We start from the raw sequence: 18,723 nt of genomic DNA on the forward strand, positions 1-18,723 counted from the left end.
ATAGTAGTGGGCTCTTCTAATAAAAAAATTGGTTCAATGTATTTCCTTCTTACTTTCTACTATCTGTTCTCGAATTTTTTCTAAATCCTCTAAAGATAATCCTTCTAGTGAATTCTTTATTTCCTCTTCCAAATGCTTTCTGTTTTTTTCCTTGTATGAATTCCACCAATCTCTTAAGCCTTCTGTCTTATCTAAAATATAATCTATATCTATTTCCTCTACTTCATCATCTGATATGTAATGGAGAACAGATGCAAGCATATTGGACAATTTATCTGCTTCCACATTTGTTGGATTATTTGATGGCATACTTTCTTCTATTTGATCTACTTCTATTACATCTACAGATTTTTTAGGCATTCATTTGCTCCTTCTGTATTTTTTTCTAGTATGCACCTTTTTTTCTTATATTAGAGAACATTTCACTAATTGAGGTAATATAAGTGAAATACATTTAAGGATTAACATAAGAATTGATTCCTTAAACATTCAGTAATAAAACAATATGTATTCGCTATAACACTTAGTAAATCCATAATTCAGGCTAACCATCTCTATATTCCTCAAATTAAATTTTAAATTATCAACAAAGAAAAAACTGACACTATACTGTTAATATAAGGAGGTTATTACTGTATGAGACATACAGGTGAATTTCTATTGCTATTTTAACAGAGGGAGTTTAAGTGTATTTGTTCACAAAGATATCTTTTTTCAATTCATTTATTACAGGAAATGCTGCCACTTTTGAACTGGGATTAATCATGTTTATTACTTTCTTCATTTCTTCCTCCATGTTGCTTTCTGATAATAATTATGAGTATTTACGATAGTTATTATAAAAAATCCTCTATTCATTCAAAAAATTAGTTTATGTCTTATTGTACTAAACTCCCTGTTTTTGCCATAAACTTGATTTTCTTCTACATCTATTACAGGAAATGCTGCCATAATAGTTGTATTAGAAAAGGAGCTGCTGTCAGCTCCTAATAATTAAATGAAATACCTGTTAGCTTTTATCTGTTTACTCACTCGAAAACAGGGCGCATAAAACTTCTCTCATAACTTAAAATACATTTAGTTTCTTCTGCAAATTTATAAGCTTCCTGACACTCTGTATCTAATGCCATTTTTACTCGGTACTCTTCATATGCTGCTAAACTTGGAAAAGTAAATAAGGCATAAGCAATGTTATTAGCGCCCTCATGCGGAAGAAAATAACCTTGATGTGTACCGCCCAATTTATTAACTAATCTAATCCATATCTTACCGTATTCCTCGAATTCCTTTACTTTATAAGGATCAATAACATATTTTAGATAGCATGTAACCATTTTATTCCTCCTCAAATTCATTTTTTTATCGTTACATTCAATTGCTAACTTGCCAGGATTATGACTTTAATATTCCATTTACTATTCAACAAAAAACATTAAATACCTTTATATAAATAAAGTATTCTAGAAGTAATTTTACATTGATTCTATCTCTAGTATTCTCTTGAACACGCAGTAAATGAGCCTTAACATCAGAAACAAGCGTTAATCCTTCTTAGCTCTACTCTTTTTTAATAAGGAAAACATCTAACCCCTTATATATAAAGGTTTTAGACGTATATCATTCAGAATTTATTAAATCGTTATTTAAGGTAAATGGATATCTGTTACTATATATTCAGCTAAAAATAGATTTTCATTCCATTCCTTTATCAACGATCAGGAAGTTTGCTTCTGAATAATAACAGCTTATCCCTTCATCAAGTCCCTGGAAAACAGGCAGCATAAAAGTAATAATGGAGACGAAAATAATCAGTGATCCCATAAAGATAAATAAAGTCGATATTCCAAATCCTTCTGCAAAACTCCCACCAACTAATGCTCCAACAGGCATACCAATTTTGGATACTAAAATGCGGACAGCAAAAACTCTACCTCGTAATACATCTGGAACATGCTTTTGATACATGGTTGTGTTATTAACGGAAAATATAATAAGACTGAATCCAACACCTGCAATAAAGATTAAAAGAATGGTAAAGCTCTGAACAAAACCTAACAAAGCCATAAATATTCCAGCTACTGTATATGAACCTAGCATTAAGAAACGACGATTTTCTGGCTCGCTCATTTCTTCTATTTATAAATAACGATAGTTGACCTTAGAATCACTAGAGGGTTTACACTGTAAATAACGAACTTATAAATTAATGGAGAGTTGGATACAAATGATTAGAAACGCAATTAAATCTGATGCACCTATGATTACTAGTCTTTTATGGGAAATATTCGAGGATATGGAATTACCCTTGCTTCATAAAATTTCAAAGAACAAGCTTCAAGAGATGGTTGCAGAAGCAGTTTTAGAACCTGCCTATCGATATAGTTTAGATAGAGGGATGGTTTATGAAATAGATGGAGAGGTTGCTGGTATAGCCTTTGGATATCCATCAGTCGATGAAAGCAGTATTGATGAACCCTTTAAAACAATTCTAGGAAAACATGGATATGATCCAACAGAAGAGTTGTTTACAGATAGAGAATCCTTGTCTAATGAATGGTATATTGATTCTATTGTGGTGAAAAAAGATTATCGAGGGCTGGGAATAGGCTCCCATTTATTAGAGAACCTAAATTATAGAGCGTTGGAGGATGGTTATCATACTATTGGTCTAAATGTAGATATTGATAATACCCAAGCAAAAAAGTTATATTCTAAAATAGGCTTTAAAAAAATTACAGATATTATGATAAGTGGTCATCAATATGACCATATGTGTAAAACATTGTCCAATTAATAAACTCGAGGAAATGCCCAATAAAGAACGCATACAGTTATGAGGCGAAAGCATGAATTGGAAAATTAACGAAATCACTAGTTTATATGATATAAGCGCGCACACACTTCGTTACTACGAAGAAATTAATTTGGTAGTCCCTCAAAGGGGAAGCAATAATTATCGCATTTATACAGATGAACATTTACAACAATTAAACATTATTCGTGATTTAAGAAAATTAGATATACCCTTAGAACATATTAAAGATTATCTAGAGAATCGAACAGTACCAAAGACCTTACATTTACTAAAAAAACAAAAACTGTCTATCGAACAAGAGTTAAGGAATCTAAAAGAAAAGCAAAATAGAATTATAGAAAGAATAGATACATTAACTCATTCAGATCAACTGATAGAAGGTAACTGTAAAATTATTCCCTATCCAGATCGCTATGTAATCGTAAGCAACGACATGGATACAGAAAGCGAAAATGTAGATATTTCATTAAAAGAATTATATAAGAAATATCAAAATAAACTACCTTATCTCGATCAATGTATGTTTGGGAGCTTTATGTACTTTACTCCTATGAATGGCTATGATGCGATTCAGCATCAAGTATTTTACTACTTAGATTATCATTCAAGTCCAGATAGCATGCTGATACCAAAAGGAAGCTATGCCACCATCTGTTATAAAGGCAGCTATGAAAAAACACAGCATTATCTTGCTCAATTGAAAGACTTTATTGTAGAAAATAAGTATGAAACAGCTGGTGAGTTTTTTGAAACCTATTTAATCGACTTTCACGAAACCAATGTGGAAGATGAGTATGTAACGAGAATAGAAGTGAGAATTAAAGATGCTAAATAAGATAAAAGAAGAGACATTACCTTGAAGTTACATACATTTCTAGGTAATGTTTTTTATTATGTTTATGTTGTCGAATCCTCTTTTCGTCTATTTACTCTTCCAGAAATTCAGCATGACTAATATACAGAGATTATATTTTTAAACTATCTAAAAAACACTGTATAAACTAAAAAGCCAATAATAAGTAAAAGGACTAGTACTCCTGTTCCCCTCCAACCTAGACTACCTACTAAATCGACAAGACTTCCTTGACTAGCTTTATTAAAACTATCACCAACACCACCCATACTAGTCTTTTTCAATTCTTGTTGTCTTAATCTTTCTCTTTTTTGTTCTGGTGATTCTTTGTGATTACCCATTTTACTCCTCCTACTACACATGATGAATCCGTTTTTTCGTTTCTCTAATCTATTGTAATGTTTACTTCGTTTCTATTGGCATTAATAAACGGTTTCTTTTCTCGTTTCGAATATAAGCCCGTAAGATTTTAACAAGTTTTTTCCCATTGTTTCTCCGACCTTCTACCTTATTCTCTTACTACATATCTATTCTTTATTATTTTTTAATATCCTTTAATTAGTAATTAATTATGTCTTTACATTGTATAGTTATAATGAAGAAAGGCATTATCGAAGGTGGGGTATGAAAAATGAAAGCTATTATTAGTCAAAAATATGGTACACCTGATGATTTAATCCTTACCAATCTAGAAAAACCAGTGCCTACAAGCAAGCAAGTTTTAGTAAAGGTTCATGCCGCATCATTAAACTATAGTAATCTTGTACTCTTAAGTGGAAAACCATTTCTAGCAAGATTTGCTTTCGGACTGAGAAAACCAAAATACAGTGTACCTGGTAGTGATATGGCTGGAACAGTAGAGAAAGTTGGAGATGACGTAACCCTTTTTCAACCTGGTGATGATGTTTTCGGTGATTTATCTATTTTTGGATGGGGAGCTTTTTCAGAATATGTATGTGTTCCTGAAGATGCATTAGTCCTAAAGCCTTCTACTGTTACTTTTGAAGAGGCAGCTGCAACACCAATGGCTGGTGCAACAGCACTACAAGCTCTTAGAAATAAAGGAACCATTCAAAAAGGACAGAGGATATTAATATATGGTGCATCTGGTGGTGTAGGAACGTTTGCAGTTCAAATTGCTAAAGCATTTGGTGCAGAAGTGACTGGTGTATGTAGTACAAGGAATATGGAGATTCTGAAAACGTTAGGTGCAGATTATTGTTTTGATTACCAAAAAGAAGAGATTCCCTTCAAAGAGGCATACTATGACTTGATTCTTGGAGTTAATGGATCTAACTCTATTTCTGACTATAAGCACGCTTTAAAAAAGAATGGTACATTCATTCATGTAGGAGGAGCACAATCTCAATTGTTTCAAACAATGCTTAATGGACCATTTGCTTCCTTCATGGATAAAAAGAATATAACCAACCTTTTGCACAGAACTAATCATGATGATCTCCTTTTTCTAAAAGATCTATTAGAAAATGGGGACATTAAACCAGTAATTGATAAAACTTTTTCATTAGATAGTATCTCAGACGCATATCAATATTTAGAGGAAGGCCATGCGCAAGGGAAAATTATTATTACTTTTTAACAATCCCTCTCCCCTTTTACAAACAGTCATAATAAGTTGAAACTTTTCATCCCCTTCTTACGTATATATACCATGCTAAAAGAAATGAGGGAATTTGATGAAATTAAAAGGGAAAGTAATTAGTGGGATTTTATTAACCACTATCCTATTAACTGGTTGCTCAGAAGAGATAGAAAAAGGACTGGAAAACGTAAATACGGAAGATATTAATATAGATGAAAATATTTCTACTGTTATTGATGATTTAAAAGGAAATTATGAAGAACAGTTTATTGATGGCACTAATCAGACGGTTCAAAGCCTTACTGATAGTCTACAAGCATTAAGCGATGTAAATCTTTCTGAAGAAGCCTCCACACTCTTAACAGAAACTAGTCTTCTTGTTATTTCTAATATGCTAGATACGTATACCTCTCTCTTAACAGATGAACTTAGCACGAAATATGCGGATACAATAAGTGCTATTGAGGAAGCAAAAGCAAGTGTGGAGAATGTAGATACTCAACTGAAGGAAAGTATAGATGCTGCTAACACCAATGCTCAAGAAGAACTGCAAACCTTAATAGATTCAACAGTAGAACAATTAAACTCGGTATCAGAGACGTTAGAAAAAGAGAGTAAGCAATAGTGTTTAGAATCCCAACTCATATAGGAGTTGGGGTTTTTAGTTCTTCTTCCTACATCTTTTGTTGTTATGCTATATATATCAGTTACCATGTTCCCTACCAATTCAATAATTATTCCTTCTTTATAACTTATTACTTCTCATCATCATAATCCTTTAAATAGACAATAAACTCTTCTTCCCATACTCCATCTACTTTATAATGATTAAGGAGAAATCTATCAAGCTTACAAATCTTTTCCTGAAATTGTAGACTTTCAGATTTTTCGATAGCTGTAATTAAACCATTTAAATCATTCGTGACTGTACTTAATAATAGTTGATTATAATAATAGTAATTAACATTCATATATTTCCACCTCCTATGCCTTAACATTCAATTTAAAAGAACATAAACCTTCTTGTAAAAATCATATAGATGAATTTTACTTGTGAAAAAGGATGGAACAATGTTTTTAATTAGCTTCTCTGACAATATTTGGGGTATTCTAAAAAAGGTGTTAGGTGAATGGGTAAAGAGAAAAACCATAGCCTACGTTGTATTTAGTGTTCGTTTTTTTCAGACAAAAATAAATAAGCGTAGATTTCCGCCTATATCGTTCTCAGCATAGAAAATCACCTCCAATAGCCGTAGATTTCCGCCTATTTTCTTATAAACTTAGAAGATAGGCGGATTTTAACGAACTTAACCGTAAAAATGCCCTTATTTCCTTCCCAATAAGCGGCTATTTGGTATTTAACCGTAATTTTACGCTTATTTTTGCTGTCTATTACGAATAGAGAGAAGCAATAATTTCTTTCACACCATATAGAAGTTTGCTAATCCTTTGCTGCAAGCTTTTTGGACCCTAGGTAGAGTTCTCTTTCCTATAACAACAAAAGCCCACTTTTCATATGAGCTTTTCATACAAAAAGTGAGCTATACTATTAGAGTTATTAAGTCACCATGGGTTTATGTCAGAGTTCTTCAAGATCACTAGATTCCAACCCATCAACTCTTCAAACAATCTTACTCCCCTAAATCCACATTATGATAAACTTGTTGCACATCATCTAACTCTTCAATAGCATCAATCATTTTCTCAAATTGTGCTTGTGCTTCACCATCTAATGTTACATCATTTTGTGCAAGCATTGTTAGCTCTGCAACAGTGAATTCTGTTACACCAGCTTGTTTAAATGCTTCTTGAACAGCATGGAATTGATCTGGTTCTGCATAAACGATAACAGAATCCTCTTCTTCCATAATATCACGAACATCTACATCTGCTTCCATTAGAAGCTCTAATGCTTCTTCTTCTGTTTTTCCTTCTACTCCAATAACAGCTGTTGCATCAAACATGTAAGAAACAGATCCACTTACTCCCATGTTTCCACCGTTTTTACCGAATGCTGCACGTACATCAGATGCTGTTCTATTTACATTGTTTGTTAAAGCATCAACAATAACCATAGAACCGTTTGGACCAAAGCCTTCATAGCGTAATTCATCAAATGTTTCTTCTGAACCGCCTTTTGCTTTTTCAATCGCTTTTTCAATAATATGTTTTGGAACACTATATGTTTTCGCACGTTCTAGTACTACTTTTAAAGCTTGATTTGATTCTGGATCAGGCTCTCCTTGTTTTGCAGCAACGTAGATTTCACGTCCGAATTTAGCATAAACACGACTAGTATTGGCATCTTTTGACGCTTTCTTGTCTTTAATATTATTCCATTTACGACCCATAATGAACACTCTCTTTCTCTTTTACAATTACCATTGTTTATTATATATAAAGGTAAGCTCGTAGGCAAAATATACTCTGTCTACTGCCCAAAACGTTAAGACCACTAATATTATACATCAATTGTCTTTTTTATTCAGCCTTTTACTTAAAAGTTTATGACTAATCCTTGAATACCTATACTTGAACAAGCAAAAGGCTTTAACTTCACCCTTAAGTGAAGTTAAAACCTACGAATTACAATTTAAATTTATTTACTACTTCTTGCAGTGTTACTGCCATTTTCGTTAAGGTATTGGTTGCTATAACCATTTCCTCCATTACGGCTGTTTGCTCTTCAGATGCTGCTGAAACATTTTGAGCATGTCCAGAAAACTCACTGGAGCTTTCTGTTAAATTATCTAAAGAAGTCGCAATTCTCATACCATTATTATTTATATCAATAATTTTTGTTTCCATTACAGCAATTTGATTTGCAACATTATGTACAGATTTTCTAATGCTTTCAAATGATATTCCTGCTTCATCCACTGTAGTTATTCCTTTTTGGACCGCTTCATATCCTTTTGACATCGAGTCAACCGCTTTAATGGATTGCTCTTGAATGAAAATAATTTTTTCACTAATTTGATTTGCAGCGCTAGCAGACTCTTCCGCCAATTTACGAACTTCTTCTGCAACTACTGAGAAGCCTTTTCCATGTTCTCCAGCTCGAGCTGCTTCAATAGAAGCATTTAATGCAAGCAAATTAGTTTGTCCAGCAATATTCGTTATTAAAGATACGATTTCATTAATTTGATTAGAACTCTCGTTTAAGTATTGAATAACATCTGCTGATTCACTAACATTTTCGTGTATAGTATGCATCTGCTTCACAGCTTTTCCGATTACATCCGAACCCTTTTCTGAGATAGTTGCAGTATCAGAGGATGCAGTTGTCACTTCTTTCATTCTATTTTTCATATCTTCTAAATGATGAGAAATGTTTTCCACTTCTGTGCTGATTGTTTCAATAGTACTTGTTTGATCGTTTGTTGCTGTTGCTACTTCTTGAATGGACTCATTTATCATGGAAATAGAGGAGCTTGTTTGCTCCGTACTTGAATATAATTGCTGAGAAGTTGCTGCTACTTGTTCTGAATTAATAGATACTTGACCAATCAAACCTTTTAATTCGGTTACCATTGTATTTACATTTGTAGTAAGTGCACCAATTTCATCATTCGAAGTTACTTTTAATGATTCCTTCGTAAAATCTCCATCAGCTAATGGCTCCACATATTTAGCCAAAGCTACAATTGGTTTGGAGATTCTCTTACTCATCCAGTATGCAAATAAACTTCCGAGTATAAGAACAATGAGAAAAAGCCCAATCGCAATATAGATAATTTGCTGATTTAATTCATTAATAAAAGATGCGTCCATATCAAGCCCAATGATTGCATCTGCTCCATCCACTGGCATAAAGATAGACTTGTGCACACCAAATTCATCTTCATATATATCACTAACTACAGTTTCTCCAGCTAGAGCTCTATCCATTTCCTTTGTGAATGAATAGTCTGATCCGTTTTCTTCTGTATCGCTTAAGGCAATAATATGTCCATCATTGCCACTTTTCCCTAACACATAAATATTCTCAACATTTGTTTGCCTTTTTAATTCATTTAGTTGTGTTAGTAATCGTTGATAGGCTTGTTGATCTCCTTCTTCTGCATCACTAACAAATGCTGTATCTATTTCATTAGCAGCAACAGTTAAATTTGCTTGTAAAGTTTGATCTAAACTTTTTAATACTAAATTTACTACAAGACCTTCTGAACCCATGATCATTACCACAGTATAAATCAAACTACTAATAATGAGAGGAATTAAGTAGCCTTGTAAATTCTTTTTAAAAATAGAGCTTTGTTTCTTCTTTTTTTGCTTAGTATGTGAGTTCAAGTTCCTTCTCCTCCTGTTTTACCCCTAGTGCTTCAGCAATACGTGGAATAAGAAATTCCATGATTTCATCCATATGTTTTGTTTCTGTATAAGGAGAAATCGTAAAGAGCTTAGCAGCATAAACTGGATGACGCTCTTTTGAATCTACCGCATCAATTAAACACACTTTTTTCGTATCTCCAAAGAAGTACTCTTCTCTGTCTCGACCTAATATTTCAAAAAGCTGATTGTTTAGTTCATTTGTTTTCGCAATTTCTTCTGCTGTAGCCTTACCAGCTACTTCATTCTGCCAATTTTCTTTCTCTGCATACATACGGAATACAGATACTGGTCCAATAGTAGGATTAATGACAGCTACATTCGTAAACTCTTTTTCTATTCTTTCACGGAAAGCTAGATTTACACGAACATAGTTTGCAAGAATTTGCTGATAGCCTTCCACCCCAAATGCTTGTAGAGCTGCATAAATAGCAATGGAGCTTGCCATTCTAGAACATTCCAATGTGTATCCAGTATGATAGCTACCATATCCACGATTACCAACATAAGGAGTTTCAAACTCTTCTAAATCTAACAATCCTAAAGAGCTACCATCTTTTGTTAAAAACAAACTAGTTAAGTATGGTGTTTGCCCAAGCTTTTGGAAATCAAAGCATAAACTATCTGCTAAATGTACATATTGCATTTTTTCACGAATACTTGCTAAGCCTTCTAAAACATTCGCTTCAAAGTTTAATGGATTTGTTTCAAAATCATAGGAATTAAACAATGTGTAGAAACCACCTAAAGCTGAATCAGCATGAACATGTACATCATGCAGAGGATGTGTTTCTTTTAATGAATCAATGACATCTTTAATTTCTTTTACATTATCAATCCCGAATGAATCTGTTGTCCCTGTTGTTGCCACAATATAGATTGGAATACCACCAGCACTTAATACTTCTTCCATCTTCTTTCTTAAATCCTGAATATCCATTGAGTGATCAGCTGTTGTTTTTACACGAATTAAATGATTGCTTCCAATTCCAGTTGCTTCTACTGATTTTAGTAAGCTGTAATGAGCTCCTTCTGATGCGAAGCAATATAAATTAGATGGTAGTCCCTCTTCTTTTGCTTTCGGAAATTGTTTGGCAATAGCTAAACGTAGTCCTGTAAATACAGCTCCTTGTCCACCCCATGTTGTATATCCAAAGCTCTTCGTATGATCGTATCCTACTAATTTAGACATCATGGAAACAACCTTCACTTCTGCTTCCGCACCAGCTGGACCGTATACATCCCAAAGATTATTTCCATTAACAAGAATAGTAGTTAGCACTCCTAAGATTCCAGGTATACTTGCCATTGGTAATACATTCGAAACAAATCTGTGTGTATGATATGGATGTCCTTGTACTAGGTCTAAAAGATCCTCTAGCACTTTAGTCATTTCCTTTCCACTTTGTGGTACAGCAGATTGTTCAATTAGCGTACGATAAAAGTCATCGTCTCTATTTTTTGTTTCACCTAAAATAGATTTCTCTGTATTTTTATTTAAGTCCAGTTCTTTAATTAAACCTGTGATTAAATCTAATAAATGTTGTTGTTGATCTACATTTCCATCATCACTTGGAAATAACTTTTGAATATTTTGTAGGTCCATTTTACTATCTCCTTTATTATAAAAAATAAAAGCATTCTGTCATTTAAAATGGACAAAATGCTTTTGCAGATAAAATAGAATTCTATTTTTGTGCAACCCAGCTATCATAGAATCTAGTGATTCCTTAGATCTGAAGCTTTGCGTCCTCGCCTTTCAACGAGTTTGCCCCATATAGGTAATGTATTATTTTGTTAAAATCTAGTTCTTTTGATTTATCATATCAATTTTAAAACTATATATCAATGGAACTATTAATATTCAAATTTTGAAAATATTTAAGGTGTTTAGTGACTTTTATCACTAGTTAAATATTCTTATGTTTTGTGAAAATAATTTTGGGTGCGTAAAATGTATTAGTCTTCATGTTGGGGATTTGGGTGCGTAGTATTTTATGCAACGTGATACTATTAGGTTGGATTTTGTTCCTTTTTTCTTTTTCTGCACTAAGTTGGGTGCGAACGCAACATTAACTTTATTTTGTAAATGTCCATGTAATCATGTCAATTCTGTCTGTTTAGAGAATGTACTAATTTTTTATCTTAATACTTTCTTTTTTCGGTCGCTTATTTTCATTTTGAACGACCTTCCTTTTGATTGTTCCCGATTCGGGATGTGAAGAACCACCTTGGAACTACGCTTCTTCCTTTTTCGTACTTCAATGGTTCTTAGAACACTTATTGGAACCACCCTTCTTCCTTTTTCGTGCTTGAATGGTTCTTAGAACACTTATTGGAACCATTCTTCTTCCTTTTTCGTGCTTGAATGGTTCTTAGTTCTCTTATTGGAACCACCCTTCTTCCTTTTTCGTACTTGAATGGTTCTTAGTTCTCTTATTGGAACCACCCTTCTTCCTTTTTCGTGCTTGAATGGTTCTTAGAACACTTATTGAAACCATTCTTCTTCCTTTTTCATACTTGAATGGTTCTTAGAACACTTATTGAAACCATTCTTCTTCCTTTTTCGTACTTGAATGGTTCTTAGAACACTTATTGGAACCTCTCTTCTTCCTTTTTCGTGCTTGAATGGTTCTTAGTTCTCTTATTGGAACCACCCTTCTTCCTTTTTCGTACTTGAATGGTTCTTAGTTCTCTTATTGGAACCACCCTTCTTCCTTTTTCGTGCTTGAATGGTTCTTAGAACACTTATTGAAACCATTCTTCTTCCTTTTTCATACTTGAATGGTTCTTAGAACACTTATTGAAACCATTCTTCTTCCTTTTTCGTACTTGAATGGTTCTTAGTTCTCTTATTGGAACCACCCTTCTTCCTTTTTCGTGCTTGAATGGTTCTTAGTTCTCTTATTGGAACCTCGGTTCTTCGGCCAGTTCTCTTTTTCGCAACAATAATGGTATGAACGCAACGAAATCTTGTTTTCCGCAACAAAGCATAGTGCGAACGCAACATTATCCTATTTTCCGCAACAAAATTACACACAATCGCAACAAAAACAAAGTGGCAGCCCCCTTGCTCTTTTAAACATCTACAAAATGTTCTTTTCACATTCTATTTAATCTTCACCTCCCTCTCCCCAACTAATCAACAAGCATAATCCGCTGTTAATAATCAAACAATAAAAATATAAAAGTAGATCTTTTCCTACACTACAGCAAGAAATTAACAGTACATTTTTTATGGTCTCTTTCTTGATTGCGAACATTTGTTCTGTTATGATAAAAACAGCACACAAGGAGATGATGAAAGATGATTCGGGATCGAGGCACCATTAAATGGACGGCTATGATGCTTCCAGAACATGTTGAAAGTGTTAAAGAAGCTATGAGAGAGGAGGAAAAAGAAACTCAACCCATTTTAGATGAAGATAAGATACAAGAAATGGAACAGCTTCTATTAGAAGGAATGGAATACAATCTTTTTCTTCAGTACCATTTCTTTAAAAATGGCTCTGTTAAACAGTTATCTGGAAGGACCATTTATATAGACCCAATGAAAAAGGAACTGCGTATACAGGATCGTCATGATTACACTCACTATATTCCTTTCCACACCTTAGTAAACATACAGAATGATTAAAAGGAGCAATACTGTGTTTGATTATACTCAATTTCAAAAGAAATCGATTCTTTGTGTCGATATGAAAAGCTTTTATGCAAGTATTATTGCTGTTACAGAAGGCTTAGATCCCTTGAGTTGTCATCTTGCTGTTGTTGGAAACACAGACCAAAAAGGTAGTGTTGTCTTAGCAGCATCTCCTGCTATGAAAAAAGATTTTAACATAAAAACAGGTTCTAGATTATTTGAAATACCAGAGGATCCTAGAATTAAAATTAGAAATCCAAAAATGGGGTTATTTGTTCGTATGTCGACGGAAATTACGAAATTATTTTTTCGCTATGTTCCTCCTATTGCCGTTCATACCTACTCTGTTGATGAAAGCTTTCTTGATGTTAGTGGTTTAGAAAAAGTTTGGGGAACTCCAGAGGAAATTGCTCTATACATTCAAAAAGACATTATGCGTGATTTTGGACTGCCATCTACTATTGGTATTGGTCCTAATATGCTTATGGCTAAACTCTGCTTAGACCTTGAAGCAAAAAAAGCAAAAGGCGGAATTGCTACATGGACCTATGAAGATATCCAAGAGAAATTATGGTCCGTCTCCCCTCTACGAGAAATGTGGGGAATTGGTCGGCGTGTAGAGAAAACATTAAATAGTATGGGTATATTTTCAGTTGGTCAATTAGCTCGCTATGATTTAGGATTATTAGAGAAGAAGTTTGGAGTTATGGGTAACCAACTCTACCATCATGCTTGGGGAATTGATTTATCCGAAATCGGTGCTCCGATTATGCAGGGGCAGATTAGCTATGGAAAAAGTCAAATTTTACTTCGTGATTATAAAGAACTGAATGAAATCAAATCTGTTATACTAGAAATGTGTGAAGAAGTAGCAAGAAGAGCAAGAAACAAACACCATGCTGCTAGAACGATTAGCTTAGGTCTTTCTTATAGCAAAGAGGAGTTTGGTGGTGGATTTCATCGCTCAAGGACCATTGAGAAACCAACTAATGTTACAATGGATATTTATCGGGTTTGTCTAGAACTTTTTTCTGAAAACTATCGTGGACAAACCGTTAGACAAATCTCTATTGCTATCACAAAACTAGAAAAAGATTACGAAATGCAGCTTGATTTATTTGATACAAACGGTTGGAAAAAAAGAAAGATTGGCTATATTGTCGATAAAATTCGTTATCGCCATGGACCAACTGCCCTATTACGTGCTGTCTCTTATACACCAGGTGGAACTGCGCTTAAGCGTGCTCAACTATTAGGAGGACATAAAAAATAATCCTCCTCTTTACTCCCTTTAAAGAAAGAAGGTGCACCATCATGTTTTTAAAAACTATCCGATTAAAAGATAAAAGCTTCACTAAAGATACCTATCCCTTCTCCATCCCAGCAATTAAGACTTTTAAATCTTTAGATTTAAAAAGGAATGTGACTTTTTTTGTAGGAGAAAACGGCTCAGGGAAATCCACCTTACTAGAAGCCATTGCTTATCAATGCGAATTCAATACCGCAGGCGGTAGCCGACAAAATATATATGATTTATATTCTTCTCAATCTGATTTAGGAGATTATATTCAATTATCTTGGATGCCTAAAATTACAAATGGTTTTTTTCTCCGAGCAGAATCCTTCTATGATTTTGCCACTCATATTGATCAATTAGATCACCCAGGGAAATATGATGCCTATGGTGGCAAATCTCTCTTACAACAATCTCATGGAGAATCTTTTCTCTCCTTGTTTCTTCATCGATTTAAGGGAGAGGCCATTTATCTATTAGACGAGCCTGAGGCAGCACTATCTCCTCAAAGACAGCTAACATTCTTACGGATTATGCATGAATTAGCCGAGCAAGAAGGCTGCCAATTTATCATAGCCACTCATTCTCCCATTCTATTAGGCTATCCTGATGCAACCATTTTACAATTCAATGAAATGGGGATGGAAGAAGTAGCTTACGAGCAAACAGAGCATTATCAAATCACGAAATATTTTTTACAACATCGAGAAAAAATGTTAAAAGAATTATTAGCAGAGGATGAAGATATATCCTAGGAAATAATTCCTTCAAATAAGGATAATACCTGTAAACAAGTGCATAGTAAAAGATAAGGGTTTATTGTTATGGCCAAACTTGTATGGATTATTTTTATTTAAGGAGGTCATTTATGATTGGATTAATGATTGCTGTCCTAGCATTTAACAGCATTGCTTATAAAGTAAATAAGGTGCTAAATAAAAATCAAATCGTACATATATGGATGTTTACTCTTGCCTTTCAACTGCTTTTTGATTTATATACAGATGTAGGCTACCACGCATATTGGTATTTTAGTAAAGATGATGTGGATTGGGAATCTCTGATTCATATTTTATTTTTAGTCCCTCCTGTGAATATTATTTTTTTAAACTATTATCCCTATGACAAGAGTATTTATTCAAAAATAGGTTTTGTTTTCCTCTTTAATATCATTATTGTGATCTATGAATGGGTTGCATTACTAAAAGCTCCATGGGGATACTTTCATTACGGATGGTGGACTCTTTGGTATTCCTTTATGATTAATCCACTTCTTCTCTTTTTATTAATAAAATATTTTAACTTTGTCAAAAAAATAGAAAAAGCTATATAATTTCAGTCATTTTTAGCTCTAATCCCATTAATTTCATCTCTACTAGTTATTAATACTCACCAAATTTAACAAAAAATAATAAAATTGTCCTATTTTATCTTGAATAAGTCTGAAACAATGATACAATTATATATGGGCAAATTTTACGAAAGTAAAAGACGCAAAGCCACGGGCCTAAAGCAAACTGCAATGGCAGCCGGGTTGCCAAGATAATTATCTTGTACAAATGAACACTTCCTGTCTAATTTGCCTTTAAAAAATTAGAAAGAAGGAATGAAAGATGTTTTACCCAACTGTTTTATTAGAGAAACCTGGAGTTAGATGTGTAGTGAAAGACAAAAATTATTGCATGTGTGGATCAAAGTACAAAGCATATTCTACCTTTTTAAAAGCAGATTTTAAAAGAATTGAATTTAAACAACGTGCAGATATAACTTGTCCTAACTGCCAATCCATCATTAATTAATGATGGATTTTTTCATTTAATAAGAGATTAAGCGATTACAGAATAATTAGGAAGGCTAGAGAGAACGCTAACAAAAGAATGATTTACTAAAATGGAGTGTTCAAGTATGTCTATAATTATGATTCGAATCACTATGCTTATTATTAGCTGGGGAAGCTTAGTATTTCTTCCAAAAAAAGAAGTCAAAAAGTACTTACCTGTAACCTTTTTCTCTGCGTCTATCCTCTTAACAGAAGCGTTGCTTAGCATCATCTTTAAATGGTGGAAAGTGAAAGGTGGATTAAAATCATTTGTAGCGAATACACTAAACTTTATATTTGGTCCCTTTTTTGCTATTAATATTTGGATTTTTCATTTAACAAATAAAAAGTTTATTTTATACACACTTGTAAATTTAGTTGTAGATATCGTTTTTGCGTACCCACTGAATATTTTATTTCAAAAGGTAGGATTTTATAAACTAACAAAATTTAAGTCCATCCATCTTTTTCTAACTGCCTATATCTTCTCCTTTGTTAATTACTGGTTTCATAACTATATTGTTTCTAATAAGAAAAAAGGGAATGCTTCGTGATGAACATTCCCTTTTTTCTTATTGATTTGTAGCTTCCCATTCTGCGATTTCTTTACGCACAAGTGGAGCTACTTCTGTTCCTAGCAATTCAATAGCACGCAATACCTCATGATGTGGCATGCTCCCAACAGGAACATGTAGCATAAATCTGGTTATTCCTACATTTTTGCGAAGATGGATGATTTTATCTGCTACCATTCGTGGATCACCTACATATAGTGCTCCATTCATGCTTCTTGCAGCATCAAAGGTTGAGCGTGTATATGGTCCCCACCCTCTCTCCTTACCAAGCTTGTTCATCGCATATTGTGTAGAAGGAAAGAAAGAATCTGCAGCAGCTTCTGTTGTTTCCCCAACAAATCCATGTGAATGAGAGGCAACCGTTAATTTCTTCGGATCATGCCCTGCATGTTCAGCAGCACGCTTATAAAGATCTACAAGTGGAGCAAAGTTAACTGGATTTCCCCCAATAATAGCAAGCACTAAAGGTAATCCAAGCAGACCTGCACGAGCTACTGACTCACTATTTCCGCCACTACCAATCCATATTGGTAATGGATCTTGAACTGGTCTTGGATAGACTCCTCTATTTTGAATAGCTGGGCGATGCTTTCCACTCCAAGTAACCTTTTCTGATGCTTGTAATTTTAAAAGCAAGTCTAACTTTTCATCAAATAATTCATCATAATCTTGTAAATCGTACCCAAATAACGGGAAAGATTCAATAAAGGAGCCTCGTCCTGCCATTATTTCTGCGCGCCCATTTGAAAGTCCATCTAATGTCGCGAAATCCTGAAAAACACGAACTGGATCATCTGATGAAAGAACAGTTACTGCACTTGTTAAGCGAATACGAGCTGTCTGTGGTGCCGCTGCAGCTAAAATCATAGCAGGTGCAGATGCCGCATAGTCCTCACGATGATGTTCCCCTACTCCAAAAACATCTAATCCTACTTTATCTGCAAGAACAATTTCCTCTACCACTTGACGAATACGTTCTGCATGACTAACCACCTTACCTGTTGCTACATCAGGTGTTGTTTCTACAAATGTACTTATACCAATTTCCACTATATGTATCCTCCTTTATTTAAAAGCAAGTCCTTTATATCCCCTAGTTTATCCTTCTTTATTTAAACAGGAGAAGAGCTTTTATACAACTATTCTGCCCTTACTAAAAAAAATGAATGAATACTCTAATTATTTAGAGTAAAATAAACCATACATACATGCTATCTGCAACTAAAGGAGGAAATAAGATGTTTACATATGTCATGGATGATTCATTATCATTAAGAATGTTCAGAGAAGATGATGCAGATGAGTTTTTCGCATTAACAATGGCTAATAAAGAGTATCTAAAGAAATGGTTAGGCTGGCTGGAGAACACTAAAACAGTAGAAGATACTCGAAATAATATTAAAGCAAGATTACAAGGTATTTTGGAAACAGGAGGATATCCCAAGTCTGTAGCCATTTTATATAAAGGCAAAATTGCCGGAACAATCGGCTTTAATGACATAAATCGCACAAGTAAAAGAGGAAATATCGGCTACTGGCTGGCAAGTGACTATCAAGGATTAGGGATTATGACAAAAGCATGTAAAGCATTTATTGACTATGGTTTTACAGAACTTGGTTTAAATAAAATTGAAATAACAGCAGCACCTGAAAATACAAAAAGTAGAGCTATACCCGAACGCCTTGGCTTTACGGAAGAAGGAAGAATTAGACAAGCAGAATGGCTTTATGATCATTACGTAGATCATGTTTTATATGGTATCTTGAAAGAAGAGTGGCAAGCATAATC

General features: G+C 33.9%; 21 protein-coding genes, 1 pseudogene and 2 riboswitches. Of the genes and pseudogenes, 11 read left to right on the forward strand and 11 right to left on the reverse strand.

Annotated features, from left to right (window positions below):
- Positions 1-33: 33 nt before the first annotated feature.
- The 3 genes from F9279_RS03505 to F9279_RS03515 form a co-directional block, all read right to left on the reverse strand.
- Complete coding sequence (locus F9279_RS03505) at positions 34-360, reverse strand: hypothetical protein (RefSeq protein ID WP_152111413.1); 327 nt, start codon at positions 358-360, stop codon at positions 34-36.
- Between the two features lie 668 nt (positions 361-1,028).
- Positions 1,029-1,334: an NIPSNAP family protein gene (locus tag F9279_RS03510; protein ID WP_152111414.1), complete on the reverse strand. Its 306-nt coding sequence runs from the start codon at positions 1,332-1,334 to the stop codon at positions 1,029-1,031.
- A 358-nt stretch (positions 1,335-1,692) separates the two neighbouring features.
- Positions 1,693-2,127 carry an MFS transporter gene (locus tag F9279_RS03515; protein WP_152111415.1) on the reverse strand — a complete coding sequence of 145 codons (435 nt, stop codon included), beginning with the start codon at positions 2,125-2,127 and terminating at the stop codon, positions 1,693-1,695.
- 97 nt (positions 2,128-2,224) lie between these two features.
- On the opposite strand from F9279_RS03515, the gene F9279_RS03520 reads away from it, so the two are divergent.
- Positions 2,225-2,794: a GNAT family N-acetyltransferase gene (locus F9279_RS03520; RefSeq protein ID WP_152111416.1), complete on the forward strand. Its 570-nt coding sequence runs from the start codon at positions 2,225-2,227 to the stop codon at positions 2,792-2,794.
- A 52-nt stretch (positions 2,795-2,846) separates the two neighbouring features.
- A complete protein-coding gene (locus F9279_RS03525) occupies positions 2,847-3,650 on the forward strand; it encodes a MerR family transcriptional regulator (protein WP_152111417.1) in 804 nt (267 codons plus the stop codon).
- Between the two features lie 143 nt (positions 3,651-3,793).
- Here F9279_RS03525 and F9279_RS03530 read toward each other — a convergent pair whose 3' ends face one another.
- Positions 3,794-4,009, reverse strand: coding sequence for a DUF6366 family protein (locus F9279_RS03530; RefSeq protein WP_152111418.1), 216 nt, complete (start codon positions 4,007-4,009; stop codon positions 3,794-3,796).
- A 290-nt stretch (positions 4,010-4,299) separates the two neighbouring features.
- On the opposite strand from F9279_RS03530, the gene F9279_RS03535 reads away from it, so the two are divergent.
- Together F9279_RS03535 and F9279_RS03540 are read left to right on the forward strand one after the other, a co-directional pair.
- Positions 4,300-5,268 (forward strand): NAD(P)-dependent alcohol dehydrogenase, encoded by a 969-nt coding sequence (locus F9279_RS03535; RefSeq protein ID WP_152111419.1) that lies wholly within the window; start codon positions 4,300-4,302, stop codon positions 5,266-5,268.
- Between the two features lie 97 nt (positions 5,269-5,365).
- Positions 5,366-5,896 (forward strand): hypothetical protein, encoded by a 531-nt coding sequence (locus F9279_RS03540; protein ID WP_152111420.1) that lies wholly within the window; start codon positions 5,366-5,368, stop codon positions 5,894-5,896.
- Between the two features lie 130 nt (positions 5,897-6,026).
- Here the strand turns inward: F9279_RS03540 and F9279_RS03545 are convergent, their stop codons facing one another.
- From F9279_RS03545 to F9279_RS03565, 6 genes and pseudogenes are all read right to left on the reverse strand, one after another.
- A complete protein-coding gene (locus F9279_RS03545) occupies positions 6,027-6,242 on the reverse strand; it encodes a hypothetical protein (protein WP_152111421.1) in 216 nt (71 codons plus the stop codon).
- 660 nt (positions 6,243-6,902) lie between these two features.
- Positions 6,903-7,622 (reverse strand): YebC/PmpR family DNA-binding transcriptional regulator, encoded by a 720-nt coding sequence (locus F9279_RS03550; protein ID WP_152111422.1) that lies wholly within the window; start codon positions 7,620-7,622, stop codon positions 6,903-6,905.
- A gap of 235 nt (positions 7,623-7,857) precedes the next feature.
- Positions 7,858-8,805 (reverse strand): methyl-accepting chemotaxis protein, encoded by a 948-nt coding sequence (locus tag F9279_RS26145; protein ID WP_413463189.1) that lies wholly within the window; start codon positions 8,803-8,805, stop codon positions 7,858-7,860.
- Positions 8,800-9,453 (reverse strand): annotated as a pseudogene (locus tag F9279_RS26150) (HAMP domain-containing protein); the annotation flags it as partial. The pseudogene F9279_RS26150 and the gene F9279_RS26145, both read right to left, overlap by 6 nt.
- Positions 9,454-9,547: 94 nt before the next feature.
- The gene (locus F9279_RS03560) at positions 9,548-11,209 is read right to left on the reverse strand and encodes a pyridoxal phosphate-dependent decarboxylase family protein (RefSeq protein ID WP_152111424.1); all 1,662 of its coding nucleotides are present in this window, start codon (positions 11,207-11,209) and stop codon (positions 9,548-9,550) included.
- Between the two features lie 88 nt (positions 11,210-11,297).
- Positions 11,298-11,386, reverse strand: a riboswitch (cyclic di-GMP riboswitch).
- 1,017 nt (positions 11,387-12,403) lie between these two features.
- Positions 12,404-12,709 (reverse strand): hypothetical protein, encoded by a 306-nt coding sequence (locus F9279_RS03565; protein WP_152111425.1) that lies wholly within the window; start codon positions 12,707-12,709, stop codon positions 12,404-12,406.
- Positions 12,710-12,910: 201 nt separating this feature from the next.
- On the opposite strand from F9279_RS03565, the gene F9279_RS03570 reads away from it, so the two are divergent.
- The 6 genes from F9279_RS03570 to F9279_RS03595 all read left to right on the forward strand — a co-directional run bounded on the left by F9279_RS03570 (position 12,911) and on the right by F9279_RS03595 (position 16,913).
- Entirely contained in the window at positions 12,911-13,240 is a 330-nt protein-coding gene (locus tag F9279_RS03570) for a YolD-like family protein (protein ID WP_152111426.1), read from the forward strand.
- On the forward strand, positions 13,233-14,519 hold the full coding sequence (locus F9279_RS03575) for a DNA polymerase thumb domain-containing protein (RefSeq protein WP_152111427.1): 1,287 nt from the start codon (positions 13,233-13,235) through the stop codon (positions 14,517-14,519). Before F9279_RS03570 ends, F9279_RS03575 begins: the two co-directional genes overlap by 8 nt.
- A gap of 41 nt (positions 14,520-14,560) precedes the next feature.
- The gene (locus F9279_RS03580; RefSeq protein WP_152111428.1) at positions 14,561-15,295 is read left to right on the forward strand and encodes an AAA family ATPase; all 735 of its coding nucleotides are present in this window, start codon (positions 14,561-14,563) and stop codon (positions 15,293-15,295) included.
- Between the two features lie 113 nt (positions 15,296-15,408).
- On the forward strand, positions 15,409-15,873 hold the full coding sequence (locus tag F9279_RS03585; protein ID WP_152111429.1) for a CBO0543 family protein: 465 nt from the start codon (positions 15,409-15,411) through the stop codon (positions 15,871-15,873).
- A gap of 125 nt (positions 15,874-15,998) precedes the next feature.
- A riboswitch (cyclic di-GMP riboswitch) is annotated at positions 15,999-16,082 on the forward strand.
- A gap of 71 nt (positions 16,083-16,153) precedes the next feature.
- Entirely contained in the window at positions 16,154-16,339 is a 186-nt protein-coding gene (locus F9279_RS03590; RefSeq protein ID WP_152111430.1) for a hypothetical protein, read from the forward strand.
- A gap of 106 nt (positions 16,340-16,445) precedes the next feature.
- Positions 16,446-16,913, forward strand: coding sequence for a hypothetical protein (locus F9279_RS03595; RefSeq protein WP_152111431.1), 468 nt, complete (start codon positions 16,446-16,448; stop codon positions 16,911-16,913).
- An 18-nt stretch (positions 16,914-16,931) separates the two neighbouring features.
- Here the strand turns inward: F9279_RS03595 and F9279_RS03600 are convergent, their stop codons facing one another.
- Positions 16,932-17,984 (reverse strand): LLM class flavin-dependent oxidoreductase, encoded by a 1,053-nt coding sequence (locus tag F9279_RS03600; protein WP_152111432.1) that lies wholly within the window; start codon positions 17,982-17,984, stop codon positions 16,932-16,934.
- 188 nt (positions 17,985-18,172) lie between these two features.
- Here F9279_RS03600 and F9279_RS03605 point away from each other — a divergent pair, with 188 nt between their 5' ends.
- A complete protein-coding gene (locus F9279_RS03605) occupies positions 18,173-18,721 on the forward strand; it encodes a GNAT family N-acetyltransferase (RefSeq protein WP_152111433.1) in 549 nt (182 codons plus the stop codon).
- Positions 18,722-18,723: the final 2 nt, after the last annotated feature.

This window comes from Bacillus sp. B1-b2 (genome assembly GCF_009183415.1).
Lineage (GTDB): Bacteria > Bacillota > Bacilli > Bacillales > Cytobacillaceae > Niallia.